Genomic DNA, 16,960 nt, shown 5'->3' with positions numbered 1-16,960 from the left:
TGTAGGGCAATTTTATGAGAAGTTTATAGAGGGGATGTAACCCCATAAGTTTTTTAGATTATTGCCTGGAATATTTCCAATTTGACTAATTTTGAGATAAGAGACATTAAGAGCTTGTAGCATTAAGTCTCACAAGAGCAAAATGCCTCAAGATTTTAGCACAAAAGGGATTGGGGATTGGGGATTGGGGATTGGGGGGGATGAGGGGGATTTTTTCCCAAGTCTCTTTAATTTTGAATTTTGAATTTTGAATTGTTATGGCTAATGACTAAATTAATTGTGATTTGTGGTGCTACGGCGACGGGTAAATCTGGGTTAGCTGTGAATTTGGCGATGCGGTTGGGTTCGGTGATTTTAAGTGCTGATTCCCGTCAGGTTTATCGTGAGTTTAATATCGGTACGGCGAAGCCAACTTTAGCAGAACAGAAATTAGTTCCCCATTATTTGATAGATATCTGCGAGCCAACAGATACAATGACGGTGGCAGACTATCAAGAACAAGCACAAGCTTTAATTAATTCTGTTGCTGTATCTCCACTGTTATTGGTGGGAGGTACTGGGTTGTATATTCGCTCAATTGTGCAAGGGATGAAAATTCCCAGAGTTGCACCTGATTATGAATTGCGATCGCAGTTAGAATCTCTCGGTCAATCTACACTTTACGGCATCTTACAACAAGTTGATTCCACTGCTGCCCAAAAAATTCATCCCAATGATCCCGTGCGAACTTTACGCGCATTAGAAGTATTTTATGTGACGGGTATTCCCATTTCTGCCCAACAAGGCGAAAATCCCCCAAATTATCCCATTTTGCAGATAGGTTTAGATTCTCAGGTAGAGAAATTAGACAAGCGCATTCACAAACGCACTGAGCAAATGATTACAGATGGTTTAGTGAATGAAGTCGAATATCTTTGTAAAAAATATGGTACTGATTTACCTTTGTTGAATACTTTAGGCTATCAAGAAATCAAGCAATATTTGAACGGTGATATTTCTTTAGAAACAGCCAAAGAATTAACAGTTTTGCATACTCGGCAATTTGCGAAACGTCAACGTACTTGGTTTAGAGCATATCCTCAAATTGAATGGTTTGATGCGGATGATACTGATTTGTTGGAAAAGGTTTGGCAGCGTGTGGAAGAATTTATCAATAATTGACTTTTTGTGTCAGTATTTTTTTGTCTCACGCAGAGGCGCAGAGGCGCGGAGAGAATGAGGAGGTTGAGATTTAAATATATCAAGTTTTGTCCCATTATTAAGCAAGGTTAATTAACAATATGTAGAGACGTTTCATGAAACGTCTCTCTACTGGTTTTCTGCATGAAAGATTTTTATAGGCTATCAGGATCAATTCCCATAGCCCTGAGTCTTTCTGCTAGTAATTGGGCGCGTTGTTCTGCTTGTTCCGCACGTTGTCGTTCTTGTTCTGCAATTTCATCTCCAGTCAGTAAAACCGTACCATCTTGATAACACCAACGTAACCAAGTATCCTGTCTTCCTTCAAATTCACCTTCCCAGAGAGTAACACCTAAACCTACTTGTTCTAACCAAGTTTCGGATGTCTCAAAATAACGTCTTCCTCTCAGCTCATAAACTCGTAGTTTTTTTTCTCCTAGTTGCTGAGTGGAATCATAAACAATGTAGTAACTAACCCGCATTTGTTCATAAATTTGCAGCTTTTTACCGAGTTCGTCACCTTCTTTATTAGAGACAATTTCAATCACAACTTCTGGAGGTTTTCCAAACCGCCAAACCATGTAACAACGGTTTTGTTTCTCCCACCAATTTGCAGGAGTTTGGACATCTAAGTTGAGGAAAACATCGGGAACAATTGCTGGCTGTTCATCTGTATGATAAATACCAACGTTAGCTTCAGCTAAGAAAGTCTGATTTTTTAAAGCACTGTAAAGAGAACCTACTAATAGACGTTGTTGTTTGGCGGATGCAAAATTGTCCACAGGTGTATCATCTTCAGTAACTAGCTGGTTGGCATCTGGTACATAGAAATCATCATTATTTATCAGAAGTTGCTCAACCATGATTTTATCCATTGATTTAAGAGCCTTATTTCTAGGTTAATGGATTCGAGATATAGGAGCGCAGTTAAATAGATATACTGTATTAATTAAACGTAATACCCAGATACCCGACTTCTCAAAGAAGTCGGGTATCTATCCCATCAGAAATCCCCCTAAACTGCTATTCTGGCAACAATAGTCATTAAACTTACCCACCCAGCCAGCAATATAAAAATCTATGCTTACCCAAGATAAAAAACAACGTAACTGGAAACCCATTATCAAAGCGTTTGAGGCTGTTCTTGGTGCAAATGGCGTAGTACAACGCCGGGAAGAACTCATCACTTATGAGTGTGATGGTTTAACTAGCTACCGTGAACGTCCGGCGGTGGCAGTGTTACCACGCACTACAGAACAAGTGGCGGCGGTCGTCAAAATATGCAACCAGTATGCTGTACCATTTATCGCACGCGGTTCTGGTACTGGTTTATCCGGTGGTGCGTTACCCACACAAGACTCTGTTTTAATTGTCACTTCCTTAATGCGGCAAATCCTGAGCGTAGATTTAGACAACCAGCGTATTGTTGTACAGCCAGGAGTAATTAATAGTTGGGTGACACAGACAGTCAGTGGTGCTGGATTTTACTACGCTCCTGACCCCTCTAGCCAAATTATCTGCTCAATTGGCGGAAATGTGGCGGAAAACTCTGGCGGTGTGCATTGCTTAAAGTATGGTGTCACAACTAACCATGTTTTAGGTTTAAAAATTGTCACGCCAGAAGGGGAAATTGTTGATTTAGGGGGACAAATTCCCGAAACTCCTGGTTATGATTTAACAGGTATCTTTGTCGGTTCAGAAGGAACTTTGGGTATTGCCACAGAAATCACTTTACGAATTCTCAAAAGTGCTGAATCCATTTGTGTGCTATTAGCAGATTTTACCAGCGTGGAAGCTGCGGGGGCGACTGTTTCGGATATTATCAGCGCGGGGATAATTCCTGGCGGGATGGAAATGATGGATAACCTCAGCATTAATGCTGTGGAAGATGTGGTTGCTACTAATTGTTATCCCCGTGATGCTACAGCTATTCTGTTAGTGGAAATTGATGGTTTAGAAATTGAAGTTGCAGAAAATAAACAGCGTGTAATTGACATTTGTAAAAAGAATGGGGCGCGTAATGTCACTTCTGCGAGTGACCCAGAAACTAGGTTAAAGTTGTGGAAAGGACGTAAAGCTGCGTTTGCTGCTGCTGGACATTTAAGCCCAGATTATTATGTACAAGATGGGGTAATTCCTCGGACACAGTTACCCTATGTGTTACAAGAAATTGAGGCGTTAAGTAAAAAATTTGGTTATCCAGTTGCCAATGTATTTCATGCTGGTGATGGCAATTTACACCCATTAGTGCTGTATGATAATGCTGTCCCTGGCGCATTAGAAAAAGTCGAAGAATTAGGCGGAGAAATTCTTAAACTTTGTGTCAGAGTTGGCGGTAGCATTTCCGGGGAACATGGTATTGGTGCTGATAAAAAGTGCTATATGCCAGATATGTTTAGCAATGCTGATTTAGAAACGATGCAGTGGGTAAGAGAAGTATTTAACCCCCAAGGTTTAGCAAATCCTGGTAAAATATTCCCTACACCTCGCACTTGTGGGGAAGCGGCAAATAAAACCAGTAATCAACAGTTTGCAGGAGTCGAAAGATTTTAATCTAGTTTGTAGTAAGGACTTTAGTCCTTAGAAGATTGGAAAGCCATCAAGGATACTAAAAACCCCTCTCCAAATCTCTCCCCTACAAGGAGAGAGGCTTTGAAACGCCCATTCCCTGCCTTGCGGCACGCTGCGCGAATGTAGGGAAGGGGGGCTGGGGGGTTAGGTTTGACAGACTTTGGTGTTAATAATAATACTTTTTAAAGAACCTCTTAGAAGTTTGGAAAAGAAAGGGCTGAAGCCCTGACTACGAACAACGTTCACTAATAACTATCTCATCACTAAATTCTAGCCAAGATATCAAGTTACCAGTTTTTCTTGATATCTTGGTATATTTTGATGTTATTTCTACATTATCCAGAACAATAATGATTTATTCTGTATTGATACATATCTCGACCTAACGAAGTCAAAACCACAGATGAATCGGTTGGCTAAACTTTGTTTGTTTTATTTAGTGTGTGTGCAATTAGTATTGTGCTTAACAATATTTTCCTCTCCTTCCCTCTCAGATTATCAACCAAAAGATAATCTACCGACGACAACAGAAATTCGTGGAGTTTGGCTAACTAATGTTGCTAGTGGTGTATTATTCGTTCCTTGGGGAATTGATCGGGCTGTCAATCAACTATCTGCACTCAATTTTAATACAATTTATCCTGTGGTTTGGAATCGCGGACATACTTTTTATAAAAGTAAGACGGCGAAATTGTTCACAGGTAGCGATGTTCAACCTTTGGTGAATTTTGTACATGGTGGTCAAGATTTTTTGAGAAAATTATTGAGACTTGCGAAACCTAAAGGTTTAACTGTGATTCCCTGGTTTGAATACGGGTTTATGGCACCACCTGATTCCGAATTAGCTAGGCGTTATCCTTATTGGTTGACAACTGGGCAGGGAGGAGTCAAAAGTATTAGTGAAATTTTACCAGAAGAAATTAACAATAACCCTACCAATAAGTTAGTCTGGCTGAATCCTTTGCATCCTGAAGTGCAAGATTTTATTTTGTCGTTAATTTTAGAAGTTGTGACTAATTATGATATAGACGGCATTCAGGTTGATGATCATTTTGGTATGCCTGTACAGTTTGGTTATGACAGATTTACGCTTGAAGTTTATCAAAAAGAACATGAAGGTAAAAGCCCTCCTATTGACCCATTTGAAACAGAATGGATGCGGTGGCGGGCTGATAAAATTACTGAGTTCATGACGAAAATATCTCAAGTGGTTAAGGATATAAAACCTCATCTTAAAATATCTTTATCTCCTAACTCACAAGCTTTTGCCTATAGAAATTATCTCCAAGATTGGGAGAATTGGGTAAAAAATGGTTTAATAGATGAGTTGATTTTGCAGGTTTATACTCATGACAAAAGTGGTTTTATTAGAGAATTAGAACAACCTGCGGTGAAGTTTGCGCGAACTAAAATCCCGGTGGCGATTGGGATTACTACAGGGACTTTACGTAGTCCTGTGAAGATTGCACAGGTTCAAGAACAAGTTCAAGCAGTGCGCGATCGCTCTTTTTTTGGTATATCTTTTTTCTACTGGGAAAGTCTGTGGGGTTACATCACTCCTGAATCACCAAAACAGCGTCGCACGGTTTTTAGTGAATTGTTTGCAGCTAAAGCTGAACGACCTTTAACAATAGCTAAAAAACAGTCAGAATAAACGCAATTGAACTTATCTTCAAAAAACTTAGGGAACACGGTTAGTAGGGTGCGTCAGAATGAATATTTTCTTGGTATATAGGAATCCGATTTGATTAATAAAATTATTTGTGTAGGTAGGGAACAGGGAACAGGGAACAGAGGTGTACTGAGTTTTTTTCAGAAATCAAATATGATTCCTATAGCTAGGGTTACTCGTACTGACGCACCCTACATTTTGGATGTTTTTTTTATCTGGAAGTCCCTTAATACCCAGATTCCTGACTTCTTTGAGAAGTCGGGTATCTATCCCATCATCATTTTATTTAGTCTGTTCTCAACGCCAAAATCTGCTGTGCGACTGCTTCAGACACCGGAATTACTGATAAGCGATTTCCTTGTCTGACTATCATTAATTCTTCAGGGTTAAATTTCTCTTTGAGTGTTGATAGCAAAATGGGCTGAGAAAAATCTTCCACGAATTCCACTACAACTGTTTGCCAGCGAGGAGATTCTATACTTGATTTTGGGTCATAGTAATCACTCTTTGGGTCAAATTGGGTGGGGTCAGCAATACCCGTTTTGACTACACGCATTAACCCAGCAATACCCGGTGGATTTGTGTTGGAATGATAGAAAAAAGCTAAGTCTCCAGGTAGCATTTGACGCAGATAATTGCGCGCTTGATAATTGCGAACACCGTCCCAGATAGTTTGGTGTTGCTGTTTTAGGTCAGCTATGCTAAAAACTTCTGGTTCTGACTTCATGAGCCAATAATTCATTAATTTACAGCACTTTGCAGATAAATGAGGTACACATTTAATATCATAAATCTTGTGGGGGAGCCACTGCGTTGGGCGGCTGTGCCGACTTGTAGCAAGTGGCGTTGGGCATCCTGCCCGCCCTGATGTACTTCACTCAGATGAAATTTGCTGTATTTACTAAGTGGTTATGTCAATTTTAAATGCAGATAAACGCAGATGAACGCAGATAAATTTGTACGTTATTAGACTAGAAATTGCTATATTCAGCAATGAGATGAGAGAGGACTAAAGTCCTTACTACAAACTATTTTCTAGCTGTATCCGTCCCAGGCGACGGGGAAGGTGTAATCTGAAAATAGGGAAAAATTGGCGGTGTCGCTGCGGGTTTCTTCGTCTAAAACTTTGACGACTTTGTTATAAATGTCTTCTGCTTGTTGGGGTGAATCACCTATGCTGGTTAGTCCTAATTTACCAAACTGGGACAAGCAACCCATGAGGTGGAATACTGTTCCGGTTTCTGTGCAGCTATCAAAGTGTAATCTGTGGTGGGCGATGATGTCCATGAGGTCGTTTGGTAATAATCCCCGATAGCGGTCTTTTTGCAGGTTGTCTGTGGCTATGTAATATTTAGGGCGACCTTGTAGACTATAAAATAATCCGGTGGATAGGTCATAACGTCCGTTTGTTAATAATTTTAAGGTCATAAATGGGTGGGTTGTACCGCCTTTACGAAGGTTAATTTCTATTGCTTGGATTTCCCATTCACCGTTACCTTGATCAACTGTGATAAAGTCTACTCCAAATCTTTCTAAGGCACCTTTTTCTGCTAGCTTTTTACCAACTTTTAATCCTAAATTCTGTAATTGTAAACGGTAGCTTTCATCGGCTGGGAATCGACAACCAAGATAAATTTGTCCATCGGGGCCGCCCAGAATTTGGTCATGGGTGGAGAGGATTTCTACTTCGCCTGTGGGGGTAATGCGTCCTTGCACACTGGGCGATCGCTTGTTTTCTCCTTCTACAAATGCCTCGACAATTGCGCCTAATTCCGGTATTTTTTGCGAAAAACTCCCCCAGTTTTCTTGTTTGGCTTGAAAGCGCATCACAGCAAAGCGATCGCTAATGGCTGCTATTCTCTGAGTCTGTGTACCTTCTCCCGGTGCTAAGTCCATAATCGGACGCAAATCTAGGAGTGCGTTTCCTTCTCCTGAAATCCCTTCATTTAATTTAACTACCATCCTTTGTAATGTCGGTTGACGTTCCCACAACTCACTCGCTGCTATGGCTAATTCTTCAACCTTCCAGACTAATTCACTACCATCAGGGTGGGGAACTCCACTTTCTGCAAAGATTTGGCGACTACCACTCTTTGTCCCCCAAATTTGTAACTCTGGTGCAGCCGCATACAATGGTACGTTTAATTTTAACGATAATTCTGCTTCTAAATTGGTAGAATTATAGCAAGCAATTAATGATTTTTCTAGCCGGATTGCTTGGCGAATTCTTTCTATTAATCGGGGACGTTCTAAAATTTTTTGAGTTAGGGGTTTGGGTGAAGCATCGTAAGTTGATAATAATAGTAAGCGATTGCGAGCATGAGAAAAGGGAATTCCAGGTAATAATTGTAGATAGTAATCAATGATGCTGGGATGTAATGGCATTGAGGTTACATAAATTAACCTAGTGCGGGGATTTCTTAACCGCATTAAGGCAAAAAGTAATCTTTCTTCATAATGTTCTGAACCTTCTATCTTTTGGATTTCGCGCTGATCAATACTCAGGGAAGGTATGATGATAATGTCTGCCTCACCAGTGTCAAATAACTCGATGGTTTTCCAGCGATCGCGCAAAGTTAATTGCAGATGATGAAACTGATCTATCTTCTCGAATTGCGAAACATTTAATGTCATCATAAGCCTTACCCTGTGATGATCCCCAACGCTGCTTATTATTCTGGTATATCTCAAAGCAACAGCCTTAACGTTAATATGCAATACTTCTTTGACTAAACTTTGCTTAATCTCTAGCATTAAATCCCCGACTTCTTTGAGAAGTCGGGAATCCATGCCAACAAAACTTAAAATAAACACAACAATATAGTTAATTCGTCAAAATACAGTCAACTGATAATTTATGGTGTGGCAAATATGGGGAATTTGACGATGAAAGTAGTCTCTCCTGCGCCACTTTCTACATGAATTGTTCCCCCTAAATGTTTAACCATTTTTTTGACTAATGCCATTTCTAAGCCGGTGCCGCTATACTTCCAGGGGTCGTCTTTGCAAATGTGGTAAAATGGCTCGAAAATGCGCGATCGCTCATCGGCAGCAATTTCTAATCCAGAATTATTGATGCTGATTTCTAGTGTCTCTACATTTGTATAAACAGACACCGTAATTGATTCCCCTGGCGGAGTATACTTACACGTATAACTGAGTAGTTCGGTAATAATTCGCTCTAGCTCGGTGATTTCCGTTGCTAGCGGTGGCAATGCAGTTTCTAGATTCAGGTGTAATTTTTGACTCTGGAAACTACTCAGTTCAGAAAAATCTGCCACAATCGGAGGTAGCCAAGTTTGTAAGTCGATAGTAATTAAAGTTGACGCTTCCGGTTGTGCTTCTAGATGGATGAGTGTGAGTAAATCGTTAATCAGTTTGTTTTCCCTACCACACTCATGATGTAGGATGTGTAAAAGCTGGGGTACGACTTCATCTAGTGTGCCATCAGGTAACAACACACCTTCCAAAGTTTGCGCCGCTAAACTAATACTTGTGATTGGTGTTCGCAGTTCGTGAGCCAGATTTTTGAGAAATTCCTGAGTTAGACGTTGTTTTTCTGCTAATTTTCTCATTTTGGCTTGCTTGGTGGCATAAAGTTGAGCCTGTCGAATCGCGATCGCGCATTCATTGGCTAAGGTTTGCACCAGGTTAATTTCCCATTCATTAAACATCTGTTGTATTGGTCTAATCAACCACAGATTCCCCAGCATGCCTTCCTGGTCAAAAATCGGACAGGCTAACTGAGTAATTACCAGTAACTTGGGATGCCATCCAGGGACAATTTCCACCGATTGGAAGTGTTGTTTTTGCAATAGCGGCTGATAAATTTCGCTGAATTCTGGCGGTTGTCTAGTCAATCCCTCGTATACGGGTTGGGTTGCTGCATACTCACAAACAACATTGACTTGTGAACAGTCTTGGTTGTAAAGTTCAATATAACAAGACTCAAGCTGGAGTAAATCAGCTAACTCCTGGGTAATACTTGCCCAAATTTGACACTCATCTCTTGTATCACGAACTTGTTCGGTGATGCGTCTGACTAACGCCTGAAATTGATCTATTTGGCGTAATTGGGCTTGATGTTCTTTGTTTTGCAACTCTAGTTGCTGTTGTAGTTTTGATTGTTGGACAGCAATTCCCAGTAGGGTGGCTAGTTGCTGGAGTAAGTCAATTTCTATTTGTTGCCATTGGTGGGGTTCTTCGCAATACTGGGCAATTAACAGCCCCCACAAATTATGTTGGCACGAAATTGGCATGACTAAATGCCCTCTCACTTGCAACCTAGCTAAAAATTCTTGTTGACAAGAATTGATGTGAGTTGCATAGATATCGTCTACAATTTCCTGACAACATCGCTGTGAGTGTTTGTGATGTTTCGCCACGAAACAAGGATCATGGAAACTTTTTCCCAACAGTGACAGCGCAGGGCTAACTGTAGCTTCGGCAATGACTACACCATGATCATGAGTCTGCATCTGATAAATTAGGATGCGATCGCAATTTAAACACTGTCGCAAATCTTTTGCTGTCTCATGCACAATTGTCTTTAAATCTAAAGACGAATGAATGCGTTGCGCCACGACTGCCAACAATTGCTCTCTTTGGGCTTGAATTTCCTGCGCCTGTGTTAGCTGTTTAGCGGCAGTAATATTACTACTGCTACCAATGAGCCGATAAATTCTAGAGTCTGTATCCCGCAATGGTGTGAGAGTTGTATTCCACCAAGTCAGAACCCCCTGGAATTGTAAACACTGTTCGTAAGAAATAGTTCTACCCAAACGTACACAGTCTGCATAGTGCTGACGCACCTTAGCCGCATCCACTGGATTGAGAATATCCTCTGGTTTTTTGCCCCGAAAATCCTCAGTGCGGATACCTAACCATCGCTCATGGGCAGGATTGAGTGCTACATAACAAAAATCACCATTTTCTAAAACATCTACTACAAATATAGATGTCTGCACAGAGTCATACATACTCAGTAGAAACTGTTGACTACTGCTGGTTTCGTCTACTGCTGTGCCGAATAGAAGATGAGAATGAGATTTTGCCTTCAACTTGATAGTCGAGTCTACAGAATTGATATTCATGGGAGAGTCCCTGGTTGCTATTACTGACTCTTTTTAAGATGCTTTGTCTGGAAATTTTGAGGTATACAAGGCTTTGAGCATCTAAACTCAATGCTTTCTAGCTTTCCCTGATGATATTTACCCCTATCTCTAATTCTTACCAAAAATCTAGGCTAGTTAATCGCAATAAGCTGAATAACCCTGCTTTTGGAATCTCAAAACGCATTTGCAGGCCAATATAATTTTATGGAAATTTAGTTTAAGATTTTATTAAGATTTTTGCATATATTTAAACAAATACAAGATATAAATTAATTTTATTTACATTTCTTAATATAATAGCGAGTGTAAGAGTTTAGCAATGCTAAACCCCTACTAGCTACCAACTTTGATACAGTAATTTATAAGCATAGATGCCTGTGGAGATAGCGACTACCAGCCAAGTGATAGCTAACCCGACAACTTCGCCTAAGAATAAGCGCGTGAGTTGATGTAATATCATGCCGACAACAGAACCGAGAGGTACGGCTATAGCCCAACTGACAGCATTAGCTAATATCCATTGCCAAGCCCAAGATGCTGGCTGACGAATTGCTAACCATTGCGCCATACCTATACTAAAGCCAGCGAATGCGCCATAAACCATCCCCAAGTAGAGACGTAGGGGTAGCACCTCAGAAGCTAGTACCATCCAACCGACTGCACCCACGCCGGTAGCGGTGAGGAAAACCCAAGCGGCTAAGGTTAAGACAATCCACTTGCCTGTAAAGATAGTATGGTTGAGGATGAGACTTTGCGGTAATGCGATCGCTAATCCTCCTACAGCCGCCTGTACCACCCCAATATCTGGACGTTCACCAATTTCAATCCAGAACAAACTTCCCACAAAACCGCCAAAAGTTCCAACAGTCCACAGCAATGTAAATTCTAATGGGCTTTTAGCAGCAACTTTCGGCATCAAACTTTAATGTAACTAGAAGGCTGAAGACTCCAAGACAGAAGAACAAAAACTTTTTTTATGCGTCGTCTTAGTGTACACAGAAATTCTCTCTAACAGCAAATTAATTGTTGTTTGATCAGCCATCAAACTTTTAACGGTAATCAAAGGGCTAAAGCCGCTTACTCTCCCCAATTCCCAATCCCTACTCCCCAATCCCCAAGAGGCGTTAAAATCAAGTCAGCCTTTGTATTGTAGCGATTGTGTCCCACATCAGTAAAAGTGCGGTTCACTGCATAAATCCTGATTGTCAACGTCCCTATCCCCAACCTTGGGGTAACAAGTTTTGTAACAGTTGTGGCGCGGTGCTGCATCTGTTAGATCGTTATGTGCCGATGCAACGCTTAGGCGCGGGGGGATTCGCGCAAATTTACACAGTTTGGGATGAAAGGACGCAAACAGAAAAAGTGCTGAAGGTGTTGGTAGAAGATTCACCCAAGGCGTTGGAATTATTCGCCCAAGAGGCGGAGGTTTTGGTGAGTTTGCGTCATCCGGGTGTGCCGAAGGTGGAAACTGATGGACATTTTCAGGTAAATTTATCTAATCCTAAACCGCGCCAGCTTGCTTGTTTGGTGATGGAAAAAATCAACGGCCCGACTTTAGCGGATATGTTCGATAAATATCCGCAAGGATGCCCAGAAGAATTGATTTTAAGCTGGTTAACCCAAGCTTTGAAAATTTTACAGGAATTGCATAAACGCCAAATTATTCACCGTGATATTAAACCCTCAAATTTGATGTTGCGGACTCCTGTATCAACGGTGCTGCCGTCTCAGGGTGGGAGTGGTTGGGAACAATTGGTGTTAATTGACTTTGGCGGCGCAAAACAAGTTAAATTGGCAAGGCAGCATCCTAGTTCTACCCGGTTATTTTCTTCTGGTTATAGCCCACCAGAACAGGTGAGAGGCGGACAGGTTGGCCCGGAGGCTGATTTTTATGCCCTCGGTCGGACTATGATTGAATTGCTCACAGGTAGGTATCCTTCAGACTTGGAAGATCCCAATACAGGGGTTTTGCAGTGGCGTAATCTGGTAAATGTGCGTCGTCAGTTGGCGGATTTATTAGATGAGATGGTGTTGGAAGATCCGCGATCGCGTCCTGCTAATGCTGCTATTATTCAAAAACGATTAAACAAAATTACTCAACCACCCCCACAGACAAACCGTTTACAGCAACTTTTAACCCAAACTCAACAAAAATTCCAAACCTGGCGACAAAACACAAAGCAAGCTGTAAAAAAGTTGGCTAAAACAGTCCGCAAAATCTTTCTGTGGATAGTTAAAACGATATGGCAAATTTTAAAAGCTTGTTTGTTGACAATTTGGGCAATGTTGTTAACTGGTGTGGGTGCTGGTGTGGGTACAATTAGCGGATATAGTTTAGCCTATCACACCAATTTAGGCGATTTAGGCGATCGCTTAGTCGAATTCATCTTCACTCAGCTACCCGAATTAATTGATGACACACAATATAACCTTGGTTTAGCAAGTATAGTTTTTACAGCCGCAGGTTTAGGTACAGCCTGGGGAATTACCGCTAGCGGTTGTTTTGGTCAACGACGACGATTTTTAGCAGCGTCGTTTATGGGTATTATTAGCTACCTATTAGGTTGGATATTGTGGGCAGTGTTCACATCAAGTAGCTATCTTGCTGACGGTTTAGTAGTAGCAATAGCCATTGCTGTTTTTTTGTTGGCGTTAAGTATTGGTTTTCGTAGTCATCGCATCGTTTATGCGGTATTTGCGGCGGCTGGTATGGCTCTCGGTTGTGCCGCACTGCTATTTTTTGGATTTCCACCCACCGTCTTACTCTTTTATCCTAGTTCTGTCTGGACAGAATTATCTTTACCTGTGGCTTTTTTCAGTTTTGTCGGTGTCTCTACTAGCTTTTGGTTTGGAGTGAGTTACTACCTGATTGTTCCCACATTGCGCTGGCTAGGATGGCGATAAATTGAGGGACTAGGGATTGGGGACAAATTAATTCAAAAGTCACGCAGTGAAGAATTTGAGGTCAAAATCTCCCCTGTTCCGAAAGCTCCCCAAAATTAACACCCCCTGATGGTGTTCTTTTGCCAATCAGGGGGTTGGTATATGTGGTAGACTATAATTCTTTCCGTATAGTTAGTTACGACTCGATTATAAATCTTAAATTACTATTTGACCACTCTTATAAGTAGATTTTATAGTATTTTCACAGGTTCTTTATCACTGCTTCATTCCCGTATTCACTGACAAAAATTCAGTCTAAGTGTGTGACAATAAGATAAATTATAAATTGTCAACACCAATATTACGTAAATTATGAAATTTCACTTGGTGGCTGCCATATCTTTGTTAACTGCGCTAGGCTTAACACAGTCAGCGTTTGCCTTCAATCAACAAGACCTAGAACAGTTAAAAGCGTCTGGTATTTGTCCACGATGCGATTTGAGTGGCGCAAATTTATCTCAAATGAATTTGGTGGGTGCAGATTTGCGACAGGCTAACTTGAAGGAGGCGAATTTAACTCAAGCGAATCTCACTAATGCCAACCTCACCTCGGCTAATTTAGAAGGCGCAGTCTTGGATGAAGCAAATCTGACTCGTGCTTCGTTAATCGGAACAAATTTACAATTGGCATCACTGCTCAAGGCTAACTTATCTTCTGCCGGGTTAATTGGTGCTAATGTAGCAGCAGCTAACTTTAAGGATGCTAATCTAAATTATACTAACTTCCGGGGTGCAAACTTCCAGCTAACAACCTTGACTAATGGTGTTGTCACCTACGATAAACCCTATCTTTGGTCATTACAGGAAGGTAAAAATCGTCAACGGAGAAAATAGGTAGTTGATTTTTCCATGACTAATCCTAAATGTTTGCTTATATTGCAAGCAATAACATAATGAGCATGGCAGGCCGTAGACTGACATCTAGATTGCATTATCAAATAGATTATGTCATTAACTTCCATGCCCTCGCTACGTGAGCAACAACATCCCTTAATTCGCCAACTGGCTGATTGTATTGAAGCAGCTTGGCATCAATATCTGGATTTGTCGCCTTATCATTTACCTGCTGAGTTGGGGTATGTGGAAGGAAGGCTAGAGGGTGAGAAACTGATCATTGAAAATCGCTGCTATCAAACCCCTCAGTTTCGTAAAATGCACTTGGAATTAGCCAGGGTAGGAAATATCTTAGACATTTTGCATTGTGTGATGTTTCCTCGCCCAGAATATGACTTACCGATGTTTGGGTGTGATTTAGTCGGGGGTAGGGGACAAATTAGTGCAGCGATCGCAGATTTATCTCCTGTTCACCTAGACCGGAGTTTACCAGTATCTTATCACTCTCAACTGTCATCTCTCCCATCTTTGGTATTTTCCCAACCGCGTGAATTACCGGAATGGGGACATATTTTCTCAGATTTTTGTGTATTTGTGCGTCCGAGTTCTCCCGCCGAAGAAACCATGTTTTTAGAACGGGTGCGGGAGTTTTTAGCTATTCATTGTCAAGCGGCGATCGCATCTCACCCTGTCGCGCCAGAACAGATACAGCACATTATCGCCGGACAACACAATTACTGCACCAAACAGCAACAAAATGATAAAACTCGCCGGGTGCTAGAAAAAGCCTTTGGTGCAGAATGGGCTGATAATTACATGACTACGGTATTGTTTGATTTACCAGAGTAGGAAAGCATCAGCAGAGACTAAGTATGCTTAGTCTCTACATTTCCTTGTACAGCAACGGCTTGAAAGCTGTGAAGAGAGGGAGAGGGGTTAATCAACAGTGTGGGATGAATGAGAGAATGGCTAGTAAATACTTTTATCACCTTGGCTTTAGCTTAGATGATTTAGGTGCGTCGCCTCCGAGTATGACTTTATTATCCGGTGATCCTGAACGTGCGCGTCTGATTGCTCACACTTATTTACAGGATGTTCGTCTGCTGTCAGAAAATCGGGGACTTAATAGCTATTTGGGATTCTTACCGAATGGTTGCCCAATTTTATCGGCTACCAGTGGCATGGGCGCGCCTTCTTTAAGTATTGTGGTAAATGAGTTAGTACAGGTAGGTATTAAACAAATTATTCGCGTTGGGACTTGTGGCTCTATTCAACCACATATACCAGTCGGTAGCATAGTTATTAGTAGTGCTGCATTATGTCGTCAAGGTGCAGCTAATGATATTGCTCCTCTAGAATATCCTGCCGTTGCCGATCCGTTTTTGACTGTGGCTTTGGTGCAAGCTGCACAAGCATTACAGATTGATTATTACATGGGGATTACGGCTTCTGTCGATACTTTTTATGAAGGACAAGAGCGTACTGATTCAGCTAACCCTTATTTACTGCGATCGCTACAGGGTATGACTACAGAATATCAGCATTTGAACATTTTGAACTATGAAATGGAATGCGGCACACTGTTTAAAATGGCTGGAGTCTATGGATTTGCGGCGGCGGCTGTTTGTGCTGTAGTCGCTCAACGCACTCTCACCGAACAAGTTATCTTATCTCAAAAGGATCAGGCAGTAAACAATGCGATCGCTACTGCTATCCATGCTGCCACCAACTATCATTAGAATCCAGCATTTATCAGATTTGTCAAATTTTTATATTGTCTCAGTAGTTTTATTTTCTCTTTACCTAAACTTTAATTTATTCACTAGCCAATTTATGTATTATAAAAATTAAATAAAATGCGTTTTCTATTAATTTAATTCAATAAATCGAGAAATTTATGTAAACAATTTAGTAATTTTGCCTGAAATATTACAGAGAAGAGCGAAGTAATAATTACAGGCAATCAATGATGCAATTTGATTCTAGTTTGTCTCTAGAATCAACAATTGCATCATCAAAGATTATGAGTAAATATTGGAGAATAAAATAATATGAAAAATCTGGTAAAGCCGAGAATTAGCAGCATCAATTTAGCTGTAATTTTCATCATGCAAATGGTGATGATTTTAGCATTTGCCCAACGTGTAACGGCTGGATATACAGGCTATTGTTTTATGATCACCGCCTCTGGGAGAATTATTAAATTAGATAAACTTTGTAATCAAACCAGCAATATCAAAGTATTTCAACAACCAAGAAAAAAAGTATTTCAACAACCACAAAAAAAAGTGTTTCGAGTGCCAATTAAGCGTAGACTAGGGAGAACCCCAGTCATTGATGTCACCTTTAATAACAATAAAACCTTTGAGATGATTGTGGATACAGGTGCTAACAGCACGCTGATTACTAAAGAAATAGCCAATGCTTTAAAACTCAAAGCTACAGGAGTAATGGCGGCGCAAATTGCCGACGGTAGCCAGATTCAATTTCCCACAGGTAAGGTAAAATCGATGATAGCAGGGGGAGCTATAGCCAAGAATGTAGAGGTAGCGATCGCACCATTAGCACCCATTGGATTACTAGGACATGACTTTTTTGGCAACTATGACATTAAAATATTAGAGAAAAGCGTAGAATTCCATCATCG

The 16,960-nt window shown here is 40.8% G+C and carries 13 protein-coding genes; 8 read left to right on the top strand and 5 right to left on the bottom strand.

All coding sequences use genetic code 11. From position 1 onward, the window contains the following. Window positions 1-264: 264 nt before the first annotated feature. The gene (miaA, locus tag AACS98_RS21530; protein WP_066384000.1) at window positions 265-1,161 is read left to right on the top strand and encodes a tRNA (adenosine(37)-N6)-dimethylallyltransferase MiaA; all 897 of its coding nucleotides are present in this window, start codon (window positions 265-267) and stop codon (window positions 1,159-1,161) included. A gap of 173 nt (window positions 1,162-1,334) precedes the next feature. Here the strand turns inward: miaA and AACS98_RS21525 are convergent, their stop codons facing one another. Beyond that, window positions 1,335-2,042 carry a Uma2 family endonuclease gene (locus tag AACS98_RS21525; protein WP_066383998.1) on the bottom strand — a complete coding sequence of 236 codons (708 nt, stop codon included), beginning with the start codon at window positions 2,040-2,042 and terminating at the stop codon, window positions 1,335-1,337. Window positions 2,043-2,259: 217 nt separating this feature from the next. On the opposite strand from AACS98_RS21525, the gene glcD reads away from it, so the two are divergent. Together glcD and AACS98_RS21515 are read left to right on the top strand one after the other, a co-directional pair. Further along, entirely contained in the window at window positions 2,260-3,732 is a 1,473-nt protein-coding gene (gene glcD / locus AACS98_RS21520; RefSeq protein WP_066383858.1) for a glycolate oxidase subunit GlcD, read from the top strand. 421 nt (window positions 3,733-4,153) lie between these two features. Further along, the gene (locus AACS98_RS21515; protein WP_066383856.1) at window positions 4,154-5,404 is read left to right on the top strand and encodes a glycoside hydrolase family 10 protein; all 1,251 of its coding nucleotides are present in this window, start codon (window positions 4,154-4,156) and stop codon (window positions 5,402-5,404) included. 304 nt (window positions 5,405-5,708) lie between these two features. Here the strand turns inward: AACS98_RS21515 and AACS98_RS21510 are convergent, their stop codons facing one another. The 4 genes from AACS98_RS21510 to AACS98_RS21495 form a co-directional block, all read right to left on the bottom strand. Then, window positions 5,709-6,164 carry an EVE domain-containing protein gene (locus AACS98_RS21510; protein ID WP_066383853.1) on the bottom strand — a complete coding sequence of 152 codons (456 nt, stop codon included), beginning with the start codon at window positions 6,162-6,164 and terminating at the stop codon, window positions 5,709-5,711. 293 nt (window positions 6,165-6,457) lie between these two features. Next, on the bottom strand, window positions 6,458-8,059 hold the full coding sequence (locus tag AACS98_RS21505) for a peptide ligase PGM1-related protein (protein ID WP_066383851.1): 1,602 nt from the start codon (window positions 8,057-8,059) through the stop codon (window positions 6,458-6,460). 218 nt (window positions 8,060-8,277) lie between these two features. Next, complete coding sequence (locus tag AACS98_RS21500) at window positions 8,278-10,515, bottom strand: sensor histidine kinase (protein WP_066383847.1); 2,238 nt, start codon at window positions 10,513-10,515, stop codon at window positions 8,278-8,280. A gap of 358 nt (window positions 10,516-10,873) precedes the next feature. Further along, window positions 10,874-11,452: a hypothetical protein gene (locus AACS98_RS21495; protein WP_066383844.1), complete on the bottom strand. Its 579-nt coding sequence runs from the start codon at window positions 11,450-11,452 to the stop codon at window positions 10,874-10,876. Window positions 11,453-11,694: 242 nt separating this feature from the next. Here AACS98_RS21495 and AACS98_RS21490 point away from each other — a divergent pair, with 242 nt between their 5' ends. From AACS98_RS21490 to AACS98_RS21470, 5 genes are all read left to right on the top strand, one after another. After that, on the top strand, window positions 11,695-13,440 hold the full coding sequence (locus AACS98_RS21490; RefSeq protein ID WP_197480109.1) for a bifunctional serine/threonine protein kinase/MFS transporter: 1,746 nt from the start codon (window positions 11,695-11,697) through the stop codon (window positions 13,438-13,440). A 351-nt stretch (window positions 13,441-13,791) separates the two neighbouring features. Further along, complete coding sequence (locus AACS98_RS21485) at window positions 13,792-14,313, top strand: pentapeptide repeat-containing protein (protein ID WP_066383841.1); 522 nt, start codon at window positions 13,792-13,794, stop codon at window positions 14,311-14,313. 111 nt (window positions 14,314-14,424) lie between these two features. Then, window positions 14,425-15,162, top strand: a complete 738-nt coding sequence (locus tag AACS98_RS21480; RefSeq protein WP_066383839.1) for a phycocyanobilin:ferredoxin oxidoreductase — start codon at window positions 14,425-14,427, stop codon at window positions 15,160-15,162. A 116-nt stretch (window positions 15,163-15,278) separates the two neighbouring features. Further along, window positions 15,279-16,052: a nucleoside phosphorylase gene (locus AACS98_RS21475; protein WP_066383837.1), complete on the top strand. Its 774-nt coding sequence runs from the start codon at window positions 15,279-15,281 to the stop codon at window positions 16,050-16,052. Between the two features lie 312 nt (window positions 16,053-16,364). Continuing rightward, window positions 16,365-16,960 (top strand): retropepsin-like aspartic protease family protein (locus tag AACS98_RS21470; protein WP_066383993.1); only part of this gene is annotated, 596 nt, incomplete at its 3' end.

It is taken from the genome of Anabaena sp. CA = ATCC 33047, from assembly GCF_963870205.1.
Classification (GTDB): domain Bacteria; phylum Cyanobacteriota; class Cyanobacteriia; order Cyanobacteriales; family Nostocaceae; genus Trichormus.
The sequence above is the reverse complement of the archived record's forward strand: the minus strand, read 5'-3'. Positions and strand labels throughout refer to the sequence as shown.